Here is a 24,480-nt window from a genome sequence, read left to right as displayed (position 1 = left end):
ATAGTGTTCAAGGGCCGGAAGACGCTTGAATGAGGGGTATTTGAAACTTCAGGCTATGCTTAAACGCAGTTTTGCTTTGCACATTTGCACTGATAGGATCTTCTGCGACGCTCTAACAAGAAGAAAGCGCAGTAGAACAAGGAGTTCAGAATGAGTTCACAGGTTTCCCACATCCACCCGGTCAGGCCGCCTGCCAGCCGCAATGCGATTGTTGTCAACGTGCGTAACCACATCGGCCACTTGACCCTCAATCGTCCGGAGGGCCTGAACGCAATCGATCTGGACATGGTCCGCACCCTCAAGCGTCAACTGGACAACTGGGCTGATGACGACTCCGTTCATGCCGTGGTCCTGCGCGGCGCCGGCGAGAAAGCGTTCTGTGCCGGGGGCGACATCCGCTCCCTCTATGAAAGCCACCAGAGCGGTCAGGATCTGCACTACACCTTTTTCGCCGAAGAATACGAGCTCGATCTAACCATTCACCGCTACCGCAAGCCTGTGCTGGCCCTCATGGACGGTCTGGTACTGGGCGGCGGCATGGGGCTGGTTCAGGGGGCCGACCTGCGCGTAGTGACCGAGCGTACCCGGCTTGGCATGCCGGAAGTCGGTATCGGTTACTTTCCGGACGTGGGAGGCAGCTACTTTCTGTCGCGGCTGCCTGGCGAAATCGGCACCTGGCTGGGCGTCACCGGATCGCAGATAGGCGCTGCCGACGCGCTCTACTGCGGCCTTGCAAACTGGTCGATGAACAGCGCAATGCTGCCGCGCCTCGACCATATGCTCGACCACCTGAAATGGAAATCGACCCCGCTCAAGGACCTGCAGGGTGCGCTGGCGAAGCTGGCCACCCAGCGCCTGCCCTCCCCACCTCTGGAGGCATTGCGCCCGGCCATCGATTACTTTTTTGGCCGTCAGGACATCCCCGGCATCATCGAACAGTTACAGGAAGTGGCAATCGCCGACACCCGCCAATGGGCGCTGGAGACGGCAAGCCGCATGCAACAGCACTCGCCGCTGGCCATGGCCGTGACACTGGAAATGCTGCGCCGCGGCCGTCACCTGTCATTGCAGACCTGCTTTGCAATGGAGCTTCACCTGGACCGGCAATGGTTCGAACGTGGCGACCTGATCGAAGGCATACGCGCGCTGATCATTGATAAAGACAAGAAACCGCAATGGAAACACAGCAGCGTGCAGGATATCAGTGCCGGGCATGTGCAGAGTTTCTTCAGCGGCTTGGAGAACTGAGTCATGCATGATCTTGAATTGAGTGAAGAGCAGGTGATGATCCGCGACATGGCGCGAGACTTTGCCCGTAATGAAATCGCCCCCTACGCCCAGGCCTGGGAAAAAGCTGGCTGGATCGACGATGCGCTGGTCGCCAGACTCGGTGAGCTGGGCTTGCTGGGTATGGTGGTGCCTGAGCAATGGGGCGGCACTTACGTCGACTATGTCGCGTATGCACTGGCGGTCGAGGAGATCTCCGCTGCCGACGCAGCCACCGGTACGCTGATGAGTGTGCATAGTTCGGTGGGCTGCGGGCCGGTCCTCAACTTCGGGACCGATGAGCAGAAACACACTTGGCTGGAAAAGCTCGCCACTGGTCGCGTGATCGGCTGTTTCTGCCTGACCGAACCGCACGCCGGCTCTGAAGCGCACAACCTGCGCACCCGCGCAGAATTGCAGGGCGACGAGTGGGTCATCAATGGTGCCAAGCAGTTCGTCAGCAACGGCAAGCGCGCCGAGCTGGCCATCGTGTTCGCTGTGACCGACCCGGAGCTTGGCAAGAAAGGCCTGTCCGCGTTCTTGGTGCCGACGATAAACCCGGGCTTTGTGGTAGACCGAAGCGAGCACAAGATGGGGATACGGGCCTCCGACACTTGTGCAGTCACGCTGAGTGACTGCCGCATTCCTGCCGCCAACCTGCTGGGCGAGCGCGGTAAGGGCCTGGCGATTGCCCTGTCAAACCTGGAGGGCGGCCGGATCGGAATCGCAGCACAGGCCCTCGGGATAGCTCGCGCCGCCTTCGAAGCCGCACTGGCATACGCCCGCGAACGCGTGCAGTTCGACAAGCCCATCATCGAGCACCAGAGCATCGCTAATTTGCTGGCCGATATGCACACCCGGATCAACGCCGCCCGCCTGCTCACCCTGCACGCCGCACGTTTGCGCAGCGCCGGGCAGCCATGCCTGTCGGAAGCGTCTCAGGCCAAGCTGTTCGCATCAGAAATGGCCGAGTGGGTATGCTCCAAGGCAATCCAGATTCATGGCGGGTACGGCTATCTCGAAGATTACCCCGTCGAGCGCTATTACCGTGACGCCCGCATTACCCAGATATACGAAGGTTCCAGTGAGATCCAGCGCCTGCTGATAGCGCGCGAACTGCGCCATTATCTGGTCTGACAGTGCAAGTGCCCCGGCGCCACACGTCGCCGGGGTTTGCAGTCAGCGTCTCACGAACCGCTCGCGCCCCAGCAGTGTCACCAGCAGCGCGACTGAATCAGCATTTTTAAGCATGATATCGACACGCTTGTGAACATTTTCGTAAAACACGTCACGGGCCTCGTCGAGTGTACGCTTGCCGCTAACCCGCAGAATCGTCTGCTTTTCATTACCATCCGCTCGTTTCAGGTCACGCCAAGTGTCTTCATCCAGCTGCCGGAATAGCTTGTCGCGGTCAGTCAGGTAAGACAGGGTTCTCTGTTGCTGAAATATCAGTTCGTTCTTGATGCGCATCCGATAAGTCGACGTATCCTCGATAAGGTCTACGAACGGTGCCTGAGAATCGACATAAGCGATATCGTCCGTATTGAGCACCATATGAGACAACTCGTGAATCAGGATAGCCGCTCGATAATGCGGGCCATGCTTGAACTCGCCCGAGCGAATGGCGCTGAGTTTGAAGCGGTAAGTAGGCAGGCGAAAGAACTGTTCAGTGAGAAAAACCCGTTTCCACGGATCAGCTTCAAAGATAAATGCACTGGAGGCCTCATTACCTGCCCGGTTGAAGCCCACCACGTAGCGTGAGGAATCGATGGGCGACAGCGAAGGGGTCATCAACTCCTGATAAATGTCGGTCACCGCTTTTCGGGTGACCTCATACAGTCGATCATCCGGTTTTTTTTGCCCAAAGAACTCAGCGAGTATCTTTTCCGCACGGGGTTCGACCTCCACTTCGGGCAACGGCCTTGTCAGGTTGGCCAGGCAGTTTTCCAGATAGCACTGTGCCTGCGCATGTGCGTCCTCGATGGACTGGGCCATCTCGCGGTATGAACGTCGTATCTCGGGCATACCGCGAGCACTGACAACAATTATCTCGTTGACCAGATCGTCTACCAGGCTGCCTTCCATGTGGGTCAGTGCACCACCCCCACCCTTCAAGCCACCCTGGATATCAAGCGTCCATTGCTGATCCTTGTCGAGACTGACCGGAGGTCCGACTCTTTCCCTCGAAACGATGAACCAGCCGTCCCCATCAAAGCGTAATTCGTAAGTCTTGCCACCAATGGCGGCATACGTGCTGCCAGTGACCGGGTCGCGGTAGGTGTTCAACAGCTCGTCTTTTTGCAGGGTATTCAAAGCAATGTCATGGATTTCGAACTGGCGCAGGCGCTCCCGTATCTGTTGCGTCAAAGAGCTATTGCTCCAGGAAAACTCGGGCACGTCAGCCGCATCATCAGGTTGCACAAGCGGGTCAGAAAAAGCTGCGTCCTCCAACCAATAGCCAGCCTCGTCAACTGCTCGCGAAGGAATGATCGAGGAGGCCTGTCCAGACGAGATCATTACACTGAGTGCGGCCATGAATTCCGACAACGCCTTGCCCCAACGCTGGTCTCCGGCAGAGATGACCGACAGATTCAACAGCGCTTGCCCCTGGACAATGCCAATCAAGGTACCCAGACGCCCTGGCATCAGCGCCATGACTTGCTCGGCACCCAAAGTGAACAGGTATCTGGAAGCAGCACTGCGATGTTCGGCATTGGTAATGCTGCTCTGTTTCACCTGCAGCTTCAGGATATTCAGAGCGCCCTCAAACATCAGCAGCAGACAGTTACCGCCATACGGGTCGATCTGCAGGGTCGCCGGTGCTGGTGTTTCAAAAGGCAGATCAAAAGAGGACTCTGCGCTGAACGGCAGGTGCGGTTCCACAAAGCCGCCGTTGTCGTAGAGCTTGCGCAGGCCGGGATCAACACGATCCAGAATGTAGGTCTGAAGACTTGCGGACGTGTGAATGTCATGCAGAAGCGCAGACTGGTCCGGGTATTCCTTGAAGGCGAACGCATCATGCAACGGAGCATAAAGCACCCACGGTCCCGGCTGGCTGTCCAACGGGCCCATCAAGTAGGTGTTGAGTACCACAGTCGGCTCCCAGCCTTCCTTGGCCGGCAGCAACTTCAAGGCACTCAGCACCATTTTGCATCCATCCACCGGAAGTCTTGCGATGGCATCAGGCATGCCCAGTACGTTTTCGATCAATCGATAGGCCTGCCCGGACAGCTCGCCCTTCAGCTTGAGCGCAAACGCTCGAAGGATATCGAGCGAAGGGACCTGCTCGACAAACAGCTTGCGGCGCTCGAGGTAGTCCGCAGAGGTGACTGTCAGCAGCGACTCCAGCATCGCCCGGTAGCCTGCGGCGATGTCCAGCGACGTCACCAGTTCGCGCACATACACTGGCGTCAGCGACGCATTCAGCGGCTTATGATCCCGCGACGAGAGCAGAATGACCCCGTCCTGCCTCGCCAGAAAACGGTTGATAGCAAACTCTACGAGGTTCTCGCTTACTGCTTGCGTGGCCGCCGGTATCGCCTGAGGTATCTGCCCCGGCGCGACCGGGACCGGAACGTAGTGCGTCAGCGTGGCCAGGATGTTCTCTGGGTCAGGGCGAGGTTCGGTGAAATCGGTGTTGAACCTTAGCGTCAGTTGCTTGCAGGAGTATTCATAAAGGCTGGGGACATCAAACAGAAAGTCCTTCTGTGCAGCACAGGTCACATAGAAACGCTGCAGGGCATGGACCAGCGTGATCTGATCGGCCTTCGATGCGTCGCTGATCCACGTAGGCACGATCGCTCTGTAGATGATGAATTGTATGGCAACGCCCAGATAACCGAGGATCTGGCGATTTCGATCATCCCGTTCAGCCGCTCCCAACAGGTTGACGAAAAGCTCTGACGGCACGCGCCATGCAATAGCCTGCCGATACAATTCCGCCACTGTACGTCGTTGGCGCTCTATTTCATCGCGTTGCAAGGCCTGGATAAAATGCCCTTCGATGCCGCGCAATATGACTTTGAGATCGAGAGTGCCGGTTCTGGCACGGTAGGCGAGCAGTGTCTGCCTGTCCGGCTCGGCAAGCACGCCTGACATGTGCGAGACCAGCCCACTGCGGATCAGCAGCGCAGCGACATATTCGTCCAGCGCCTGCCGGGTTGCGAAGCTCACGAGCCCCCTGTTCATTACCCACAGAGCTGGTTGGCTGTGAGCACGCCGGTCATTGATCACGAATGCATTGGGTATCTTGATAGCGGGTGAATCAGGGTCATATCGAACCGAGACGGCAAACGCATCGACACACGCCTCGCCCAGTGTTTCCCTCAGAGCAGGCAGAGGCCTGTCCAATACTTGCAAGACGTTTTCGATAACCAGTGCCGGAAGCTTGGCGGTGCGCTTTTCAGCAAGCATTTCCAGGCGCAGCGAGTATTCCCGCACCAGCCCGGTTATTACGCCGGGGGCCAGCCTGGTATCCAGGTGACGAATAGAACGGGAATAGAATTCGCTTATCTGCTTCTCGAAGCGCCGCGCAAACTCCATCTGCACGCAGACCAGTATCTGTTCGATCAACCCCGATGACATACGTTGCACGGGCAGATCCAGAACCGGCGTTCCCAGACCGGCAAGGACCAAGCCGCCCGACAGCGACGTCTGTGCATGACCACAGACGAGGTCCAGAGCCAAAGAAAGCAAGCGCACAGGCCGTGCGCCTTCATCATCAGGCACGACCCAGAGCGCCCATGCATCCAAATGCGGCCCGCCAATCACTGCCAGGTAGCGGTTCAGTGCAAGACGCATGCAACCGTCAACGCCGGCATGCAGTGCATCGACACGCTCAAGCATCGCATCAAGCTTCCTCAGTTTGTCGATCCAGTTAGAGGAAGGCTCGATAATTAGGTCTGGTTGCGCATTGCTACCCTGAACCGAGGCTCCCCAGGTCAGTCGCTCCGAGCGCCAGCGTCCAGAGTCGTGCAGGCGAAACAATCGGCTGTCCAGAAGGCCACGGATGTCTAGCGCATCATCAATCCGGAACGTCATTTTTTCGTCCTGAATGGCTGGCAGTGCCAGCGCATAACGCAGATTGCGTTTCTGCAAGGCGATGACGGACTCGACGAAGTCACTGAAAAACTCCGATGTGAGCGTGTCCTGACGCAGCTCCAGATGTCCTTGCATCTGGATGGCGGCGTGATCATTCAATGACGAATAAAACAGCAGCCCGGCACGTGAACGATCGCTCAGGATTTGCTCGATCGCTTTGTCCGAATCGGTGACGCGCAGAAATCCCGGCTGCGAAGAGTAGAGGTATGTTCCCGCCGACTCATCCCCCGGAAACTCGATCAGGACCACACCGACCAGCTTGACCGGTTCCTGTCCGGGGACGAAAACGGACAATCTCCGGACCATGATGGATTGCGGATCGAATGCGTCGGGACACGAAGGCAGCAAGGTGAGCAATAGTTGATACTCTGCCTCCGGCATCTTTCCGGATACCCGGCTCGACAGCAGATGCTGACGAAAGCTTTCTGCCAGTACGTGAGTGGCAAAGTCCTTCGCCGTCCGGCCGTCGGCCCCTGGAAACGCCCAATAGTCAGACAGCAATTGCTCGTACGCAGTACCGACTCCCGAAGCAGTGTCGGACAGCGCCTGCTCGAAAAGGCCTGACCGGGCCTGAGATAAGGTCAACCCCTGCGCATCCAGAAACCGCCGTGCCAGACCTGCCGGAAGCGGCCCGCTGATGACCGTCTGCACAGCGGCATCGGCCAGGTACTGGGTGCCCGCGATTGCAGGCGGCCCCGGATTGGCAACAGGCTCGGTTTCCAGAATCTGCACAATCTGACTGAAGACCTCGATACCATCTCCCTGCCCTTCTGCCGACAACAGCGTCTGCAAGGCCTTGCCTGAAGCCGCCCGCAAGTCCGGCAACTCCTCCAGCCGTGTCCACAGTTCGTCCAGGTAATGGACCTGCTGGCCTAGAACCGCCACCGTACGCGCGTCGAACAGCGGACCGTCGACACGTTCGACTTCGACAATCGACGAGGTGCTGACCTCATAAAACCTTTGCTGCAAAGCGTCAAGTAACGTCGTGCGGCTCGCGAATCGCTCTATGCCGAAGGCCAGCGTACTCAGAAAAACAGCCGTATCACTGTTATCGAAATCACTGATGAGCAACGCTCCAGCCAGTTCGGCGTTGCCAGCCAGGCCATTGCTCAACACCAGCCTGTCGGCTCTGGGAAGGTTCGTATCGGTATCCGTATCTGAGTCAGCGTCGCTGGCAACCAGCAACAGCAACCACTGCGCCTCTTCGCGGTTAATCAGGGCTTTGCCAGCGGCATAGTGGATGTCCTGCACGAATTGTTCGCGCAGGGACTCGCTGGAAAAATAGGGGACTGCTGCTGGCATGTACTGCTTCCTTTGAATAAAGCCTCATCGCGCACTGCGCTGAGCACGTGGCGGAGGAAAAGGAAGCAGCTTATTGAAGCAGGCCGAAGCGTCTGCGTTACATAACGCAATTTTATTCGCAGGCTTGCGCCCGGATCAGGCCTTGTTGTGTTTTTCTACCCAGCTTGCGAAAGCATCAATGAATGTCTGCAAAAAGGGTCGGGTTTTCTCGGACAGCACGCCAGCCTCATCGAAAAAGCTTCCGGCGCCGCCCAGATAGGCTTCAGGCTGTTGCAGACAGAACACATCGAGAAACACCAGCGACTGACGCAAGTGATGGTTGGCGCCGAAACCGCCGACAGCCCCTGGAGAAGCGCTGATTACCGCGCCGGGCTTGCCACTGAACGCGCTCTTGCCGTAAGGCCGCGAGCCCACGTCGATAGCGTTCTTCAGGGCCCCAGGCACCGAACGGTTGTACTCGGGTGTAACAAACAATACGCCGTGGGCGGCGCCGAGTTGTTCGCGAAAGGCGCTGTACGCAGGTGGCGGCGTCGCGCCATCAATGTCTTCGTTGTACAGCGGCAGATCGCCGATCTCGACAATCTTCAGTTGCAGATTCGCAGGTGCCAGCTCTGCCAGAGCAAGGGCAATCTTGCGGTTGATGGAGTCTTTTCGCAGACTGCCGACCAATACGGCAATGGTATGAACCTGGCTCATGAAAATATCCGTCATCAAGTGGGAGGTGGGTTAGGTATAGAATGAAAGCGAGTTTTAGACGACCCTGGCGCTGCGCAATTCCCCGGCACCGTCAAACAGCCCGGATTATTTTTTCCAGGCGGGCAAACTCCCCTATAGATCAGTGGTCTACAAGCCTCGATGGTTTTTTTCAAACCAGCAGTTATATTCAGTTTCAGAGGTTACAAAGCAAATGGCTTCAGTTCTCGTCGGACAATTTCATGCCAGAGACGCCGAAGGTCGCGTGTACCCGGTGCATGAGTTCCAGGAATCGCAGCCTGATGAGGCGCAAGGCGGTCAGCCGGTCATCACTTATCGATTGGCAATCGGCGACCGGGTCAGACATCTTGGCGGGGATAATTTCGAACTCGTGCAGTCTGGTGTGCAGATGACTCGCACATCCAGCTGAAGCGGCAATCGACTCCCGCTTGAACGATTGATGCGAGCGGGAAGTTGCCGGGTGAACAGTTGCCGGGTTTAAAAAACCAGATACCAGAAGATCGCCGTCTCGCGAGTGTTCGGATCAATGCCTCTGTAGCGCATGTGATCGACACCACCCACCACATAGCCGCACCGCTCGTATAGCCTGCAGGCGCCGAGGTTGTTGTTCTGGGTTTCCAGAACGATGCCAGGCAATTCGCGCTTCATAGCCCAGAATCTCGCAGCCTCGAGCAATGACCGGGCAACACCGTGACGGCGTGCTGCATCATCGACGGCCAGCTCATCGATGTAGGCAAAACCGCTCCAGTGAGTACTCATCACGATGTGACCCACTGGCTGATCATCCAGCCACGCGACCATTACCGAGCTTGAGGCCGCGTCACGATGATCGGCGAATTCCTGAGAGTCGATACCGTAGTTCTTGCTGTAAGGCTCGACCAGCTCGACCTGCCAGGAGTCAACACGCTCACCGATGCGCGGCTGGGCATAACCCAGCACTGTGAAGGTGAAATCGCTATTTAGGATGTAGTCCTCGAAGCACTCGTCTGCGACACGAATGCTCAAGACAGGGTTTGCCACGGTCATGTCACCCTAAGCCGATTGCTGTCACGTCTGCGCACCGGCTTCGAGCATCTGAACCCACAGGGCAGGCGCACCGGAAGCCTTGGCAATGGTGCTCATACGCACCTCATGCTCGGCCAGTTCACTTTCCGATGCACGAATCACCCGGCAAGGCTTGCGATTGGCTGGCAGGCGGCGAATTTCGCTGCCGCGATTGCCGGAGCCCTCGCCTGAGCCATTGCCATCGGAAGCATTGCCAGCCAGCGACAGGCTGGTTTGCCCGCCGGTCATCGCTAGATAAACGTCTGCCAGAATCTCGGAGTCGAGCAGCGCGCCGTGCAGCTCACGGCCGGAGTTATCGACTCCGTAACGCTTGCACAGGGCATCCAGGCTGTTGCGCTGACCCGGATGGCGCTCGCGGGCCATCATCAGGGTGTCGAGAATCGAACAGTGCCGAGTGATGTCAGACCTGTCCTGATCGCCCATCAACGCAAATTCATTGTTGATGAAGCCTACGTCGAACGCCGCGTTATGAATGATAAGCTGCGCGCCCTTGATGAACTCGAAGAACTCATCGGCGACTTCGGCAAAGCGAGGCTTGCCGACCAGAAACTCGTTGGTGATACCGTGAACGCCAATCGCGCCTTCATCACTCTCGCGGTCGGGCTGCAGGTACACGTGAAAATGCCGCCCGGTCAGGCGACGACCGATCAGTTCGACACAACCGATCTCGATGATGCGGTGACCGTCGGTCACCGGCATGCCGGTGGTTTCGGTGTCGAGAACGATTGATCTGTTATCCAGGTTTTGCACTGCCATTTGACTCTTGCCTCATTTACCGGCGGCGATTCTAACACGCCGCAGCCGTTGCAAGCCTGCCGGATATGCCCGGGAACGAACGAGAATTCGTCGGCGGGTCTGCTTTCATGAACATAGACGATTGCTCGGCGCGCCGCACAATCGTCGGACCAATTGGCAAACGGTACAGCCCTGACAAATAACCACATCGACGATTCTGCACCGACTCCATTGATGTCCTGAGTTGCGATAAAGGCAACAAAGTTTGAATGTTCGATTATTGCCGGTGCATCTGCCGGGTGCCCATACTCGGCTCATCAGGAACAGGAGATCGACATGAGCCCTCTTTGGCAGCGCCTTCGCGATCAAGCCCGACAGTTGGCCGAGCGCAACCCGGTATTAGGCAATTACGCGACAAGCCACTTGCTGGCTTATGAGACTTTCGAGGATGCGCTTGCGGCAAACCTTGCCCGGCAGATGCAGGCTCAGGCGAGCGATGTGGCGCTGGAAAGCTGGTTCAAGACAATCCTCAAGGCCTGCCCTTCCATCGCTGAGGCAGCGGCTGCAGATATCAACCATCTCGAAATCGTCAATCCAGCCTGTCCGGATCACCTCACGGCCTTTCTGACCTTTCGCGGCATCCAGGCGGTTCAGGCATACCGCATCGCCCATGCCTTGTGGACCGAAGGCGATGTACAGAGCGCAGTGCTGGTGCAGAACTGGGCGGCCAACACCTGGAGCATCGATATCCACCCGGCGGCCCGGCTCGGCACCGCCCTGTTTGTCGATCATGGCATTGGCCTGGTCATCGGAGAAACAGCAGTCGTCGAAGATGAAGTGAGTCTCTGGCACGGCGTCACCCTGGGCAGCACCCTGGCCGAAGCAGGCGACCGGCACCCGAAAATCCGCAGAGGCGCACTTATTTGTGCTGGCGCAACCGTGCTTGGCAACATCGAAGTGGGCGCCAACGCCATCGTCGCCGCCAACTCCGTCGTGCTCAAACCCGTGGCCGCAGGAACGGTGGTTGCCGGTACGCCAGCAAAAGTAGTCGGCAACGCCCCGGCCGCGCTCGCCACCTTCACAACAAAAGCCAAGGGCTAACCAGGAGCTACGCACATGACAGCCACTGCTCAATTCCCGCAAGGCATCGACCACCCGCTGGTCACCGTACGCAATCACGCCGAGGTGCTGGAGCGGTATCGCAGAATGGGGTTTGCGCCCTCACCGGTCAGCTATCACCCGTGGGGAACCGTGACGTCGCTGATGATGTTCCCGAGTAATTTTATCGAGTTGATCGGCGTTGAAGACCCTTCAAAATTCGGTACGCGCTCGGTAAACGGTTTCTGCTTCGGACGTCAACTGGGTCAATTCCTTGAGCGGGGCGAGGAAGGCGTTTCGTTGGTGGCGCTGCACAGTAAAGATGCCGACGCTGACTATGCGCGCATGGTGCAGGCGGGGCTCGAAAGCCAAGGGCGGATCGATTTTCGTCGAAAAATGACACTCCCCGACGGTCGTGACGATGAAGCTGTTGTCTCGCTGGCGCTGTTCATTGATCCGAAACTCCCGGACGCGTCCAACTTCATCTGCCATCAGCATCGCCCGGAGTTGATCTGGGTGCCGGGCTGGCAGGACCACCCGAATGGTGCAGACGGGATTCTGGCGATCACCTACCTGGCAGACCCCGCACAGCTTGAGCCTCGCTGGCGGGCCATCTATGGCGATGCAGTGAGCTTTGATGGCACGGTTCTGCAAGCGAACACGCGGTGCGGCGTATTGCGGGCCATCGATGTGACGACAGCGGCCAGGCAGTTTCCGGACATCGAACTGCCCAGACGTGCTCTGGAAGGACCTCATGCGATTGCGATCAAGCTGCACACCACTCGTCTTTCTGCGTTGCGTGAGATTCTCGAACGTAACGAAGTCCCGCACAGCGAGGCACCGGGGCGGGTCCTCGTTGAACCGCACGCAGCAGGTAAAGTGATTCTCGATTTTGTGCAGAGCCTTTGAATACGACGCCGGAGCCAACCAGGCTAGGTGCGCTTGATGCCGCGCACCTCGTCGACACCCCTATTAGCCAGTTGATCGGCACGCTCGTTGCCGGGATGGCCAATATGACCGCGCACCCATTGCCACTTCACGGTATGACGGCTGACCTGCTCGTCCAGCAACTGCCACAGATCGGCATTTTTGACCGGCTCTTTGGCAGCTGTTTTCCAGCCTCGCTTCTTCCAGTTGACCATCCACTCGGTGATGCCCTTCATCACGTATTGCGAGTCGGTCACCAGCGTTACCTCGCAGGGACGCTTGAGCTCTTCGAGTCCGCGGATGGCGCCGGTGAGCTCCATCCGGTTGTTGGTGGTGTTGGCCTCGCCGCCCCACAGCTCTTTTTCCACTCCCTTGCATACCAGCAAGGCGCCCCACCCGCCCGGACCAGGATTGCCCTTGCAGGCACCGTCGGTGAAGAGTTCAACGCTATCGCTCATTGCTACCTTTCCAGAATGATGGGCTTCGTATGCGCAATGGCAGTGTTCAGGAATCCTGAGACTCGCGACTGACCTTGGCCATTGGCAGGGGGATCAGCTTGCCGATGGGGTCACGACGCACTGGACGTACGGGCCTCAGGCCCACCACCAGCTTGCGTGCGACCAGCAGGTAAAAGCCGCCACCGGGGCTCTGCCGTCCCTCGCCGAGGCTTTCAAGGCCTATCAGGCGCGACTGCCATCCCGCAGAAGCAAGGGGCGGACGATAGCACCCGAAGCGCCGTTTCTCCAGCGCGAAGCCCAGCAGGTTCAGCCAGTCGGCGACCCGTGAGGATGAGATGCAACGTGCCTTGCGCAAGGCATCGCGAGCAAATACATGCCGTACCCCCCAGGTGCTCCAGGGGTTGATGCCGATGATCAGCAGGTGGCCGCCCGGACGCACGCTGCTCGCCGCTTCGCGCAACAGACCATGGGGCGACAGGCAGAAATCCAGACCGTGTTGCAGCACCACGACATCGGCTGCATGTTCACTCAATGGCCAGGCCTGTTCTTCGCAGACAATCTCGACCCCCGGCAGCGGCGCGCCTAGCCGTACATTGCGTCGTACCTGCGGAGCGACCGGCGGGGTTTCAGCCGACGGGCCGTAATGCACCAGATAACCGCCGAAATAGCGCCCGAGTTCTTCGTCCAGTACCCGCCGTTCCTCTTCGAGCAGAAGCTGTCCGAGTGGCCCCGAAAGCCATTCACGAGCAGCGCGGATCAATGCAAGCCACTCAGGATCAGCCTGAGCGAACGCTTCATCGGTCATGAGTTCTCCTCCAGAGGTGCTCGCTAACAGCGGCAACAGACTCTAAGATGCACCATTGTCTGCCGCTATGCGAACTGCGCCATGATACAGATCCATGCCCTTCCCGCTTTCAGTGACAACTACATATGGTTGTTACAAGACCTTTCGAGCCAGCATTGCGCTGTCGTCGATCCGGGCGACTCGGCGCCGGTACTGGCATGGCTCAGGCAGAATCCCGACTACCGGCTGACCGATATCCTGATCACCCATCATCACCATGATCATGTGGGCGGCGTGGTCGAACTCAAGCAAGCCAGCCAGGCACGCGTGCTGGGGCCGGCAACCGAGAACATTCCCGCGCGCGATATCGCGCTGAATGATCATGACAAGCTCACTGTGCTCGGTCTCGACTTCGTGGTGCATGCGGTCCCCGGCCACACGCTGGGCCATATAGCTTTCTATCACGAAGACGCGTCACAACCGCTGCTGTTTAGCGGCGACACACTGTTCGCCGCTGGCTGTGGGCGCCTGTTCGAGGGTACGCCCGATCAGATGCACACGTCGCTCGAACGCCTTGCCACCCTTGCGGACAGCACGCTTATTTACTGCGCGCATGAATACACGCTGAGCAATCTGCGCTTTGCCCAGGCTGTCGAACCCGACAACCGGGACATCGCCGAGCGCCTGGCTCAAGTGACGCAGTGGCGTAGCGAAGGCCGCATCAGCCTGCCGTCCAGCCTGGCGCTTGAAAAACGCACAAATCCCTTCCTGCGTACTCGTGAAACATCTGTTAAAGAAAAAGCGGACGAACGGAGCGGCAGCCAAAACACCTCGCAAAGTGAGGTCTTTGCTCAGCTGAGAGCCTGGAAAGATAAGTTCTGACACGACCCTCAAACCGCAATAAAATTCTGAAAGGTTGACCGACGGCATGCTGGTTCCTAGAATCGCTCGACATTTTCGTCTGGATGTACCCCCCGAACAATGTCGTCATCTACCAGCAAGCCTCTACATTCGGACGCATTGACTCGGTTGGCTCAGGCCGTGGCCGTAACAGCGAGTGCCCTATTGGCCGGTTGCCAGAGCACCGCAAGCGTCGACACCATCAACAATCACCGATCGCCCAACCTGGCGGCCGGCATCAAGCAAAAACCCATTTTTCTGACCCACAAGCCTGTCACTCCCCTAGCACCGCCTCAGGATGTGTGGGAACGCATGCGCCAGGGCTTTCAGCTGCAGCAAGGCAACGACCAGAACCCACGAATCGATCAACAACGCCTCTGGTTTGCCAACAATCCATCCTTTCTGGAAAACGCAGGCGAGCGCGGCAGCCTGTACATGCACTACATCGTTGAACGCCTTGAAGAACGCAACATGCCGCTGGAGCTTGCCCTGCTCCCGGTCATCGAAAGCGCCTACAACCCGATGGCTGTCTCGCGCAGTCAGGCCGTCGGCCTCTGGCAATTCATCCCGTCTACCGGGCGCTATTTCAACCTGCGCCAGACCAGCTTTTATGACGGACGTCGCGATATTCAGGCTTCCACCGTCGCTGCTCTGGATTACCTGACGCGTCTGCACGATATGTTCAACGGTGACTGGCTGCTGGCCCTCGCCGCCTATAACGCCGGCGAAGGGACGGTCAGCCGTGCCATCGAACGAAACGACAAGCTCAACCTGCCAACCGATTACTGGAACCTGCCGCTGCCGCAGGAAACCCGCGACTACGTGCCCAAGCTCCTGGCGCTGTCCCAGGTCGTGCTGTCGCCTGAGGCCTATGGCGTCAACCTCAACCCGATCGCCAATCAGCCCTACTTCGAAGTGGTCGAACTCAACAAGCGTGTCGACCTCTCCAAAGTCGCCAGCGCAGCCGATATCGACGAAGACGAGCTTATCCAGCTCAATCCGGCCTACAAGAAACGCCTGACCATCGACGGCCCCCAGCATCTGCTGGTGCCCACGTCCAAGGCGCAATTGCTGACCGCCAGCCTGCTGACCATGAAGCAGGAAGAAATGGTCGCCTGGCAGCCTTATCGCGTACGCAAGGGCGATACGCTTGAAAGCCTGGCCAGCCGTTATCAAGTGACGGTCAGCTCGCTCAAGAGCAACAACACGCTGGCCGGCAATCGCCTGAAGATCGGCCAGTCGCTCAGTGTTCCGGTCAAACCGGGTGTGAGGTCCTCACAACCTGTATTCGAAGAGCTGGCCAGTAACGATAAGCCGACCCGTACCCGTACCTACAAGGTCAGGAGCGGTGACAACCTGACCACCATTGCCCAGGCCAACAAGGTAGATGTCGAAGACCTGCAACACTGGAACAAACTGACCGGCAAGAAGCTCAAGGTTGGACAGACGCTGGTCATGCAGGACAACACCAAGGCAGCCGGCAAAACCAGCAGCAAGTCGGTTGCAAGTGCCAAAGACGGCGAAAAGAAATCCATGCAGTACAAGATCCAGAAAGGCGACTCGATGTACTTGGTCGCCAAGCGTTTCAACGTCGAGATGCAACATCTCAAGCGCTGGAACCCGCGTAGCGGCCAGGCTCTCAAGCCCGGCCAGACGTTGACCGTCTACCTGCCGCATTGATGACGCCGGCCACTTGCCCGGGAATGACCTTGGGACAAGTGGCCGGTGCAGTCCTGGTGCCGGCCTCACCCGCAGTCTTTTTCCTGCCGGGACAAGCTGTTACTGTTAGCGACCCGAAAGCCCAAGTCGCCTGGATCGTGATACGTCCCTTCCTGCTAATAGTCAGTCTGGCCTTGAGTTTTTGTGCCAACGCAGCCATCACCGAAAGTCATGGCTATGCGCAATTTGGCGTTCTCAAGTACCCAGCCAGTTTCACGCATTTCGACTGGGTCAATCCCGAGGCGCCGAAAGGTGGCACCTTGAGAATGATGGCATTTGGTACGTTCGATACGCTCAACCCCTATACATTCAAGGGCACCAGCCCGGTCTCGACGGGTAATTTCCTGCAGTACGGTGTCAGCGAGCTCAATGAGCCGCTGATGGCCGGCACTGGCCAGTACGACCCCTCTGGCGATGAACCGGCTTCCAGTTACGGGCTGATTGCACAGTCCGTGGAGTACAGCGAAGACCGTAGCTGGGTGGTATTCAACCTCCGCCCGCAGGCGCGCTTTCACGATGGCAAGCCGATTACGGCCTACGACGTGGCATTTTCCTACAGGACACTCCTCAAGGACGGTCATCCGCAGTACCGCACAGCCTTGCAGGAAGTGCAGCGTGTCGACATCCTCAATCGACACCGCATCCGTTTTGTCTTCAAGCGTTCCGGCAATCCGCTATTGATTTTGCGCCTGGGCGAGTTGCCTGTGTTACCCCAGCATTACTGGAAAGACAGGGACTTCAAGGCCACGACCTTCGAACCGCCACTGGGCAGCGGACCGTATCGCATTACCCGCGTTCAGCCTGGGCGCCAGTTGGTGTTCGAGAGGGTCAAGGACTATTGGGGCAAGGACTTGCCGGTCAATCGTGGCAAATACAATTTCGACCGGGTCGAAGTCGAGTTCTACCGCGACAGCGATGTGGCTTTCGAAGCGTTCAAGGCTGGCGAGTTCGATATTTACATCGAGCATCAGGCCAAGAACTGGGCAACTGGCTACGACTTTCCGGCAGTTACCAGCGGTAAAGTGATCAAGGCGCAAATACCGCACCGCATTCCGACCCAGACTCAAGGCCTGTTCATGAACACCCGACGCGCCGCGTTCGCCGACATCCGGGTACGTGAGGCATTGGGGTTGCTGTTTAACTTCGAATGGACCAACCGCACGCTGTTCAGCAACGCGTATGACCGCTCGATCAGCTATTACCCCAACAGCGAGTTTTCCGCAATCGGCCTGCCGATCGGCGCCGAATGGCTGCTGCTCTCGCCCTATCGGGATCAACTGCCAGCCAGCCTGTTCACCCAGCCGTTTACTCCGTCGAAGACCGATGGCGGCGGCATACCGCGTGAAACCTTGCGCAAGGCCCTCAAACTGCTGGGCGATGCAGGCTGGACACTGACCGGCCAGGGTCTGCTCAACGCGGCCGGGCAACCGTTGCGTTTCGAGATTCTGCTGGTCAACCCAAACCTTGAACGCATCCTGCAACCCTACATCGAAGACTTGCGGCGGCTGGGTATAAATGCGGGGCTGCGCACGGTCGACCGTGCCCAGTACAAACAGCGTCTGGACCGCTTCGATTTCGACATGATCCTCATGACGCTGTCACAAACCCTGAGCCCAGGCCTGGAGCAGTGGCAATACTTTCACTCCAGTCAGGCTTCGGTAAACGGTAGCAAGAACTACGCCGGCGTGGCCAGCCCGGTGGTCGACGCGCTGCTGAACAAGTTGCTGGGCGCGCAGACCCGTGATGACCAAGTCGCAGCAGCACGTGCGCTGGACCGCGTCTTGCTGTCCCAGCACTACAGCATTCCCAACTGGTACCTGAACAATCATCGCCTTGCCTATCGCAATCGATTCGCCATGGTCACCACCCCGCCCTACACCTTGGGGCTGCGCGCGTGGTGGCTCAAGACTCTGGAGAAGCCCCGATGAACCCATCGCTTTCCCTGCGCTCACGGGCAGCCGGCCTGCTGCTGGTCAGCTTGGCCTGCACGGTCCAGGCTGCTCCCCAGCATGCCGTGACGCTGTACGATGAAGCACCCAAATACCCTGCAGACTTCAAACACTTCGACTATGTGAACCCGGATGCGCCCAAGGGCGGCACGTTTCGTCAGGCCGGGTTTGGCGGCTTCGACAGCCTCAACCCATTCATCAACAAGGGCGTCCCGGCAGATGACATCGGTCTGATCTACGATACCTTGGCCCGCGCGAGCCTGGATGAGCCCTTCACCGAATACGGACTGATTGCCGGCAAGATCGAAAAAGCGCCTGACAGCAGCTGGGTGCGCTTCTACCTGCGCCCCGAAGCGCGCTTTCACGACGGCCATCCGATTCGGGCCGAAGATGTCGAGTTCAGCTTCAAGACCCTGATGCAACACGGGTCGCCGATGTACAAGGGCTACTACGCAGACGTCGATCAGGTGGTTGTCGAAGACCCGCTGCGGGTGCTGTTCAAATTCAAGCATTCGAACAACCGCGAAATGCCGTTGATCCTTGGCCAGCTGCCAGTCCTGCCCAAACATTTCTGGGCAGACCGCGATTTCAGCAAGGGCAACCTGGATTTCCCGCTGGGCAGCGGACCGTACAAGGTGGCCGAGGTCAAGGCCGGGCGCTCAGTGCGCTACGAGCGGGTCAAGGACTACTGGGGCAAGGACCTGCCGATCAACAAGGGGTTCTACAACTTTGACGTCCTGACCACCGACTACTATCGCGACAACACTGTCGCACTGGAAGCCGGCAAAGCCGGGCAGTTCGACTACTGGAGCGAAATAAGCGCCAAGAACTGGGCAACTGCCTACGATACGCCAGCAGTCAGAGACGGTCGGCTGATCAAGGAAGAGCTGCCCAACGGCAACCCGACCGGCATGCAGGGTTTTGTCTTCAACCTGCGCAAGCCAGTGTTTCAAGATGCCAGAGTTCGCGAGGCACTGACCCTGCTGCTGGACTTCGAATGGACCAACAAGCAGCTGTTCAACGGCTCCTACAGCCGCACGAAGAGTTATTTCGATAACTCGGAAATGGCCTCGAGCGGCCTGCCTTCTGCCGAAGAGCTGAAAATCCTCGAGCCGTTGCGCGGCAAGATTCCGGACCGGGTCTTCAGTGAACCCTTTACGTTGCCGGTCACCGATGGCAGCGGCATGATTCGCCCGCAACAGCGTCGCGCGTTTCAGCTGCTGCAGGAAGCGGGCTGGAAAATCGTCGATGACAAGATGGTGGACACTCAGGGCAACCCGGTAAAACTGGAGTTTCTGATTGCGCAGACCGAATTCGAACGCATTTTGCTGCCTTACAAGCGAAACCTGAGTGACTTGGGTATCGAGCTGGTAATACGCCGGGCCGATGTTTCGCAATACATCAACCGCCTGCGTTCGCGGGACTACGACATGATCGTCAGCAGCTTCCCGCAATCCAGCTCGCCCGGTAACGAGCAACGCGTGTATTTCAATTCATCCAGCGCCGACAATCCGGGCAGCCGCAATGTGATGAGCCTGAAGGACCCGGCAGTGGATACGCTGGTGGACGGTCTGATCAACGCGGATTCACGTAAGGATCTTATCAACCATGCCAAGGCACTGGACCGGGTATTGCTGTGGGGTTTCTACGTCATTCCGAACTGGCATATCAAGACCTGGCGGGTTGCGTACTGGAATCATATTGATCACCCCAAGGCCAAGGCGCTGTCCGACATCGGCCTGACAACGTGGTGGGCCAAGCCGGATGTAAAACCGGTCACGGCCGCCCAACCGGCCTCTGATCAGGCCAGCCCTGCGGACGCGGAGCAATAATATGCTGGCTTATATTCTGCGAAGACTGCTGCTGATCATCCCGACCCTGCTGGGCATCCTGGTGATCAACTTCGTCATCATCCAGGCGGCTCCCGGCGGCCCAGTGGAACAGATGATCGCCAAGATCGAAGGCTTCGATGGTGCCACCAGCCGGATTGCCGGCGGAGGCGCCGAGGTGGCGGTGGCAGGCTCCAATTACCGTGGCGCGCAAGGCCTGGACCCGGCGCTGGTCAAGGAGATCGAGCGCATGTACGGTTTCGACAAGTCTGCGCCGGAACGCCTGTGGATCATGATCAAGAACTACGCCACGCTGGACTTCGGCGACAGCTTCTTTCGTGATGCCAAGGTGATCGACCTGATTGTCGAAAAGATGCCGGTGTCCATCTCCCTCGGGTTATGGAGCACGCTGATCATGTACCTGGTGTCAATCCCGCTGGGGATCGCCAAGGCTACCCGCCACGGCAGCCAGTTCGACGTATGGACCAGCTCGGCGATCATCGTCGGCTATGCCATCCCGGCCTTCCTGTTCGCCATCCTGTTGATCGTGGTATTTGCCGGCGGCAGCTATTTCAACTGGTTCCCGCTGCGCGGTCTGACCTCGAACAATTACGACGAACTGAGTACAGCGGGCAAGATCTTCGATTACTTCTGGCACTTGGTGCTGCCGGTAACCGCTTTGGTAATCGGCAACTTCGCCACGATGACCCTGCTGACCAAGAACAGCTTTCTGGACGAGATCAGCAAGCAATATGTCACCACAGCCAAAGCCAAGGGCCTGAGCAACCACAAGGTGCTCTACGGCCATGTGTTCCGCAACGCGATGTTGTTGGTGATCGCCGGTTTCCCGTCGGCGTTCATCGGTATCTTCTTTACCGGCTCACTGCTGGTTGAAGTCATCTTCTCGCTGGACGGCCTGGGGCTGATGAGTTTCGAAGCCGCTATCAATCGGGACTACCCGGTGGTGTTCGGCACGCTGTTCATCTTCACCCTGCTGGGGCTGGTGGTAAAGCTGATCGGCGACATCACCTATACCCTCGTAGACCCGCGTATCGACTTTGAAAGCAGGAAGCATTGATATGAAGCTCTCTCCTCTCAATCGCCGCCGCTTCGAACGTTTCAAAGCCAACAGACGCGGCTGGTGGTCCCTGTGGCTGTTCCTCATCCTGTTCGGCCTGAGCCTGGGTGCCGAGTTAATCGCCAACGATAAACCGCTGGCGGTGCGCTACGACGGCAGCTGGTACTTCCCGGTGCTGGAGCGCTATCCGGAAACCACTTTCGGAGGCGAATTCCCACTGGAAGCCAACTACAAGAGCCCCTATATCAAGGAATTGCTCGCCGCAAAGGATGGCTGGACGCTGTGGGCACCGATTCCGTTCAGTTACCAGAGCATCAACTACGACCTGAAGGTGCCCGCCCCCGCCCCGCCCTCGCGAGACAACCTGCTGGGCACCGACGATCAGGGCCGTGACGTATTGGCACGGGTGATTTACGGCTTCAGGATTTCCGTCCTGTTTGCCCTGACGCTGACCATCCTCAGCTCGATCATCGGCGTCATCGCCGGTGCCTTGCAGGGCTTTTACGGCGGCTGGGTCGACTTGCTTGGCCAGCGTTTTCTGGAGGTCTGGTCCGGCCTGCCAGTGCTGTACCTGCTGATCATTCTCGCCAGCTTTGTGCAGCCCAATTTCTGGTGGCTGCTGGGCATCATGCTGCTGTTTTCCTGGATGAGCCTGGTGGACGTGGTGCGTGCCGAGTTCCTGCGCGGCCGCAACCTGGAATACGTGCGCGCTGCACGCGCGCTGGGTATGGAAAACGGCGCCATCATGTTCCGTCATATCCTGCCCAACGCGATGGTTTCGACCATGACCTTCCTGCCGTTCATCCTGACCGGAGCCATCGGCACGCTGACCGCTCTGGATTTTCTCGGGTTCGGCCTGCCGGCAGGCTCGCCTTCGCTGGGTGAACTGGTGGCGCAGGGTAAATCCAACCTGCAGGCGCCGTGGCTTGGCATCAGCGCCTTTGCGGTACTGGCCATCATGCTCAGCCTGCTGGTGTTCATCGGCGAATCCGCCCGCGATGCATTCGACCCAAGGAAATAAGATGAACAATGACAATCTGATCGAAATCCGCGATCTGGCGGTCGAGTTCGTGACGGGCGAATCGCGACAGCGTGTGGTCGAGAACATCAGCTTCGACATTCGCCGTGGCGAGACACTGGCGCTGGTGGGCGAAAGCGGCTCCGGCAAGTCCGTCACAGCGCACTCCATCCTGCGCCTGCTGCCCTACCCGATCGCCAGCCACCCCAGTGGCACCATTCACTATGCAGGCCAGGACCTGCTGAAAGTCGAGGAGAAAAAACTGCGCTCGATTCGCGGCAACCGTATCGCGATGATCTTCCAGGAACCGATGACCTCGCTGAACCCGCTGCATTCAGTTGAAAAGCAAATCAACGAGGTACTGGGCCTGCACAAGGGCCTGACCGGCAAGGCGGCCACTGAGCGGACGCTGGAGCTTCTTGATCTGGTAGGCATCCCAGAGCCTCGCAAACGGCTCAAGGCGCTGCCACACGAGCTGTCAGGCGGCCAGCGCCAGCGTGTAATGATCGCCATGGCACTGGCCAACGAGCCAGAGTTGTTGATCGCCGACGAACCGACCACGGCACTGGACGTGACCGTGCAGTTGAAAATCCTCGAATTGCTCAAGCAATTACAGGCGCGTCTGGGCATGGCGTTGCTGCTGATCAGCCATGACCTCAACGTTGTAAGGCAAATAGCCAATCGAGTATGTGTCATGCAGCGCGGTTGCATCGTCGAACAGGCATCGTGCGAAGAATTGTTCCGGTCGCCGCAACACCCGTACACCAAAGTTTTGCTAAGCGCAGAGCCCAGCGGCGGCCCATCGACCAATCCTGCAGGAGCACCGCTGCTTGAAGTCGAGGACCTGAAAGTCTGGTTCCCGATCAAGAAAGGCCTGCTCAAGCGGACCGTCGATCACGTCAAGGCGGTGGATGGCATCCGTTTCAGCCTGCCCGAAGGCCAAACGCTGGGCATTGTAGGTGAAAGCGGCTCTGGCAAATCGACGCTGGGGCTGGCGATTCTTCGCCTGATCGGCAGCCAGGGCACCATACGTTTCAAGGGCAACGCGCTAGAATCCCTGTCGCAGCAGCAGATTCGTCCGCTGCGCAGGCAGATGCAGGTGGTTTTCCAGGACCCGTTTGGTAGTTTGAGCCCCCGCATGTCGGTGGGAGAAATTGTCGGCGAAGGCCTGCGGATACACGGCATGGGCACGGCAGCCGAGCAACAGACGGCGATTATCGAAGCACTCAGGGAGGTGGGGCTTGACCCGGATACCCGGCACCGCTACCCCCATGAGTTCTCCGGCGGTCAACGTCAGCGGATCGCCATCGCACGGGCGCTGGTGCTAAAACCGGCGCTGATTCTGCTGGACGAGCCGACTTCGGCCCTCGACCGGACAGTGCAGCGCCAGGTGGTCGAGCTGCTTCGCTCGCTGCAAACCAAGTACAACCTGACGTATTTGTTCATCAGCCATGACCTGGCTGTCGTCAAAGCGCTGAGCCACCAGTTGATGGTGGTCAAGCAAGGCCAAGTGGTCGAACAGGGTGCAGCGCAGGAAATCTTCGCCGCACCGCAACATCCTTATACACAGCAGCTGCTGGAGGCCGCCTTTCTGGCGCCGGTAGCTGTCGATTAACCTGAACCTGAAGAGGAACAACACATGGGTTTTCTCGCCGGTAAGCGCGTACTGATCGTCGGTGTCGCCAGTAAACTGTCCATCGCATCCGGTATCGCCGCCGCCATGCATCGTGAAGGTGCAGAGCTTGCTTTCACCTACCAGAACGACAAGCTCAAAGGGCGCGTCGAAGAGTTCGCAGCAGGCTGGGGCTCGGGCCCTGAGCTGTGCTTCCCTTGCGACGTGGCCAGTGACGAAGAGATCAACAAGGTCTTCGAAGCGCTGAGCAAGAAGTGGGACGGCCTGGACGTCATCGTTCACTCGGTCGGCTTTGCACCAGGCGACCAGCTGGATGGCGACTTCACCAACGCCACCACCCGCGAAGGTTTCCGCATCGCTCACGACATCAGCGCCTACAGCTTCGTGGCCCTGGCCAAAGCCGGTCGCGAAATGATGAAAGGCCGCAACGGCAGCCTGCTGACCCTGTCGTACCTGGGCGCCGAGCGTACCATGCCGAACTACAACGTCATGGGCATGGCCAAGGCCAGCCTGGAAGCCGGCGTTCGTTATCTGGCAGGCAGCCTCGGTCCGGAAGGCACACGCGTCAATGCCGTCTCGGCCGGTCCGATCCGCACACTGGCAGCTTCGGGCATCAAGAACTTCCGCAAGATGCTGGCTGCCAACGAAGCGCAGACCCCTCTGCGCCGCAACGTGACCATCGACGAAGTCGGCAACGCCGGCGCGTTCCTGTGCTCGGACCTGGCGTCGGGCATCAGCGGTGAAATCATGTACGTTGACGGTGGTTTCAATACCACTGCAATGGGCAGCATGGAAGAGTAAGACGGCAAGCGCCGCTCCTTGCGAGCGGCACTTTCCCGCGGACAGCTTCAATGCACAAAAAAAGGCCGCTCGATGAGCGGCCTTCTTTTTGATCGGATTTCGAG

General features: G+C 58.5%; 19 protein-coding genes. 13 read left to right on the top strand and 6 right to left on the bottom strand.

The window, feature by feature from the left end; all coding sequences use genetic code 11:
- The first annotated feature begins 150 nt into the window (after window positions 1–150).
- Together ALO43_RS06015 and ALO43_RS06010 are read left to right on the top strand one after the other, a co-directional pair.
- Window positions 151–1,248 (top strand): enoyl-CoA hydratase/isomerase family protein, encoded by a 1,098-nt coding sequence (locus ALO43_RS06015; protein WP_024668873.1) that lies wholly within the window; start codon window positions 151–153, stop codon window positions 1,246–1,248.
- Between the two features lie 3 nt (window positions 1,249–1,251).
- Window positions 1,252–2,403: an acyl-CoA dehydrogenase family protein gene (locus ALO43_RS06010; RefSeq protein WP_005897254.1), complete on the top strand. Its 1,152-nt coding sequence runs from the start codon at window positions 1,252–1,254 to the stop codon at window positions 2,401–2,403.
- A gap of 42 nt (window positions 2,404–2,445) precedes the next feature.
- On the opposite strand, the gene ALO43_RS06005 is transcribed toward ALO43_RS06010, so the two are convergent.
- Together ALO43_RS06005 and ALO43_RS06000 are read right to left on the bottom strand one after the other, a co-directional pair.
- The gene (locus ALO43_RS06005) at window positions 2,446–7,668 is read right to left on the bottom strand and encodes a dermonecrotic toxin domain-containing protein (RefSeq protein WP_054997241.1); all 5,223 of its coding nucleotides are present in this window, start codon (window positions 7,666–7,668) and stop codon (window positions 2,446–2,448) included.
- A 135-nt stretch (window positions 7,669–7,803) separates the two neighbouring features.
- Window positions 7,804–8,364 (bottom strand): NADPH-dependent FMN reductase, encoded by a 561-nt coding sequence (locus ALO43_RS06000; RefSeq protein ID WP_005897258.1) that lies wholly within the window; start codon window positions 8,362–8,364, stop codon window positions 7,804–7,806.
- A gap of 211 nt (window positions 8,365–8,575) precedes the next feature.
- On the opposite strand from ALO43_RS06000, the gene ALO43_RS05995 reads away from it, so the two are divergent.
- Window positions 8,576–8,791 (top strand): hypothetical protein, encoded by a 216-nt coding sequence (locus tag ALO43_RS05995; protein ID WP_005897260.1) that lies wholly within the window; start codon window positions 8,576–8,578, stop codon window positions 8,789–8,791.
- A gap of 68 nt (window positions 8,792–8,859) precedes the next feature.
- Here ALO43_RS05995 and ALO43_RS05990 read toward each other — a convergent pair whose 3' ends face one another.
- Together ALO43_RS05990 and dnaQ are read right to left on the bottom strand one after the other, a co-directional pair.
- Entirely contained in the window at window positions 8,860–9,408 is a 549-nt protein-coding gene (locus ALO43_RS05990) for a GNAT family N-acetyltransferase (protein ID WP_005897261.1), read from the bottom strand.
- A gap of 21 nt (window positions 9,409–9,429) precedes the next feature.
- Complete coding sequence (gene dnaQ, locus ALO43_RS05985) at window positions 9,430–10,203, bottom strand: DNA polymerase III subunit epsilon (protein ID WP_024668876.1); 774 nt, start codon at window positions 10,201–10,203, stop codon at window positions 9,430–9,432.
- Between the two features lie 315 nt (window positions 10,204–10,518).
- Between dnaQ and epsC the strand changes: the two genes are divergently transcribed.
- Both epsC and ALO43_RS05975 read left to right on the top strand, forming a co-directional pair.
- Complete coding sequence (gene epsC, locus ALO43_RS05980; RefSeq protein ID WP_005897265.1) at window positions 10,519–11,283, top strand: serine O-acetyltransferase EpsC; 765 nt, start codon at window positions 10,519–10,521, stop codon at window positions 11,281–11,283.
- 15 nt (window positions 11,284–11,298) lie between these two features.
- Window positions 11,299–12,189: a VOC family protein gene (locus ALO43_RS05975; RefSeq protein ID WP_054997240.1), complete on the top strand. Its 891-nt coding sequence runs from the start codon at window positions 11,299–11,301 to the stop codon at window positions 12,187–12,189.
- 23 nt (window positions 12,190–12,212) lie between these two features.
- Here the strand turns inward: ALO43_RS05975 and rnhA are convergent, their stop codons facing one another.
- Both rnhA and ALO43_RS05965 read right to left on the bottom strand, forming a co-directional pair.
- Complete coding sequence (gene rnhA / locus ALO43_RS05970) at window positions 12,213–12,665, bottom strand: ribonuclease HI (RefSeq protein WP_024668878.1); 453 nt, start codon at window positions 12,663–12,665, stop codon at window positions 12,213–12,215.
- 46 nt (window positions 12,666–12,711) lie between these two features.
- Complete coding sequence (locus ALO43_RS05965) at window positions 12,712–13,470, bottom strand: methyltransferase domain-containing protein (RefSeq protein WP_005897273.1); 759 nt, start codon at window positions 13,468–13,470, stop codon at window positions 12,712–12,714.
- Between the two features lie 81 nt (window positions 13,471–13,551).
- On the opposite strand from ALO43_RS05965, the gene gloB reads away from it, so the two are divergent.
- The 8 genes from gloB (at window position 13,552) to fabI (ending at window position 24,376) form a co-directional block, all read left to right on the top strand.
- Entirely contained in the window at window positions 13,552–14,331 is a 780-nt protein-coding gene (gene gloB, locus ALO43_RS05960; protein ID WP_024668879.1) for a hydroxyacylglutathione hydrolase, read from the top strand.
- Between the two features lie 99 nt (window positions 14,332–14,430).
- The gene (locus ALO43_RS05955) at window positions 14,431–16,029 is read left to right on the top strand and encodes a LysM peptidoglycan-binding domain-containing protein (RefSeq protein ID WP_005897279.1); all 1,599 of its coding nucleotides are present in this window, start codon (window positions 14,431–14,433) and stop codon (window positions 16,027–16,029) included.
- A 137-nt stretch (window positions 16,030–16,166) separates the two neighbouring features.
- Complete coding sequence (locus ALO43_RS05950; RefSeq protein ID WP_024668880.1) at window positions 16,167–17,996, top strand: extracellular solute-binding protein; 1,830 nt, start codon at window positions 16,167–16,169, stop codon at window positions 17,994–17,996.
- Entirely contained in the window at window positions 17,993–19,849 is a 1,857-nt protein-coding gene (locus ALO43_RS05945) for an extracellular solute-binding protein (protein WP_005897284.1), read from the top strand. The genes ALO43_RS05950 and ALO43_RS05945 overlap by 4 nt, the downstream gene beginning before the upstream one ends.
- 1 nt (window position 19,850) lies before the next feature.
- The gene (locus ALO43_RS05940) at window positions 19,851–20,924 is read left to right on the top strand and encodes a microcin C ABC transporter permease YejB (protein WP_024668881.1); all 1,074 of its coding nucleotides are present in this window, start codon (window positions 19,851–19,853) and stop codon (window positions 20,922–20,924) included.
- Between the two features lies 1 nt (window position 20,925).
- The gene (locus ALO43_RS05935) at window positions 20,926–21,945 is read left to right on the top strand and encodes an ABC transporter permease (protein ID WP_024668882.1); all 1,020 of its coding nucleotides are present in this window, start codon (window positions 20,926–20,928) and stop codon (window positions 21,943–21,945) included.
- Window position 21,946: 1 nt separating this feature from the next.
- Complete coding sequence (locus ALO43_RS05930; protein WP_024668883.1) at window positions 21,947–23,557, top strand: ABC transporter ATP-binding protein; 1,611 nt, start codon at window positions 21,947–21,949, stop codon at window positions 23,555–23,557.
- Window positions 23,558–23,581: 24 nt separating this feature from the next.
- A complete protein-coding gene (gene fabI / locus ALO43_RS05925) occupies window positions 23,582–24,376 on the top strand; it encodes an enoyl-ACP reductase FabI (RefSeq protein WP_005897293.1) in 795 nt (264 codons plus the stop codon).
- Window positions 24,377–24,480 lie beyond the last annotated feature (104 nt).

It is taken from the genome of Pseudomonas tremae, from assembly GCF_001401155.1.
Classification (GTDB): domain Bacteria; phylum Pseudomonadota; class Gammaproteobacteria; order Pseudomonadales; family Pseudomonadaceae; genus Aquipseudomonas; species Aquipseudomonas tremae.
The sequence above is the reverse complement of the archived record's forward strand: the minus strand, read 5'-3'. Positions and strand labels throughout refer to the sequence as shown.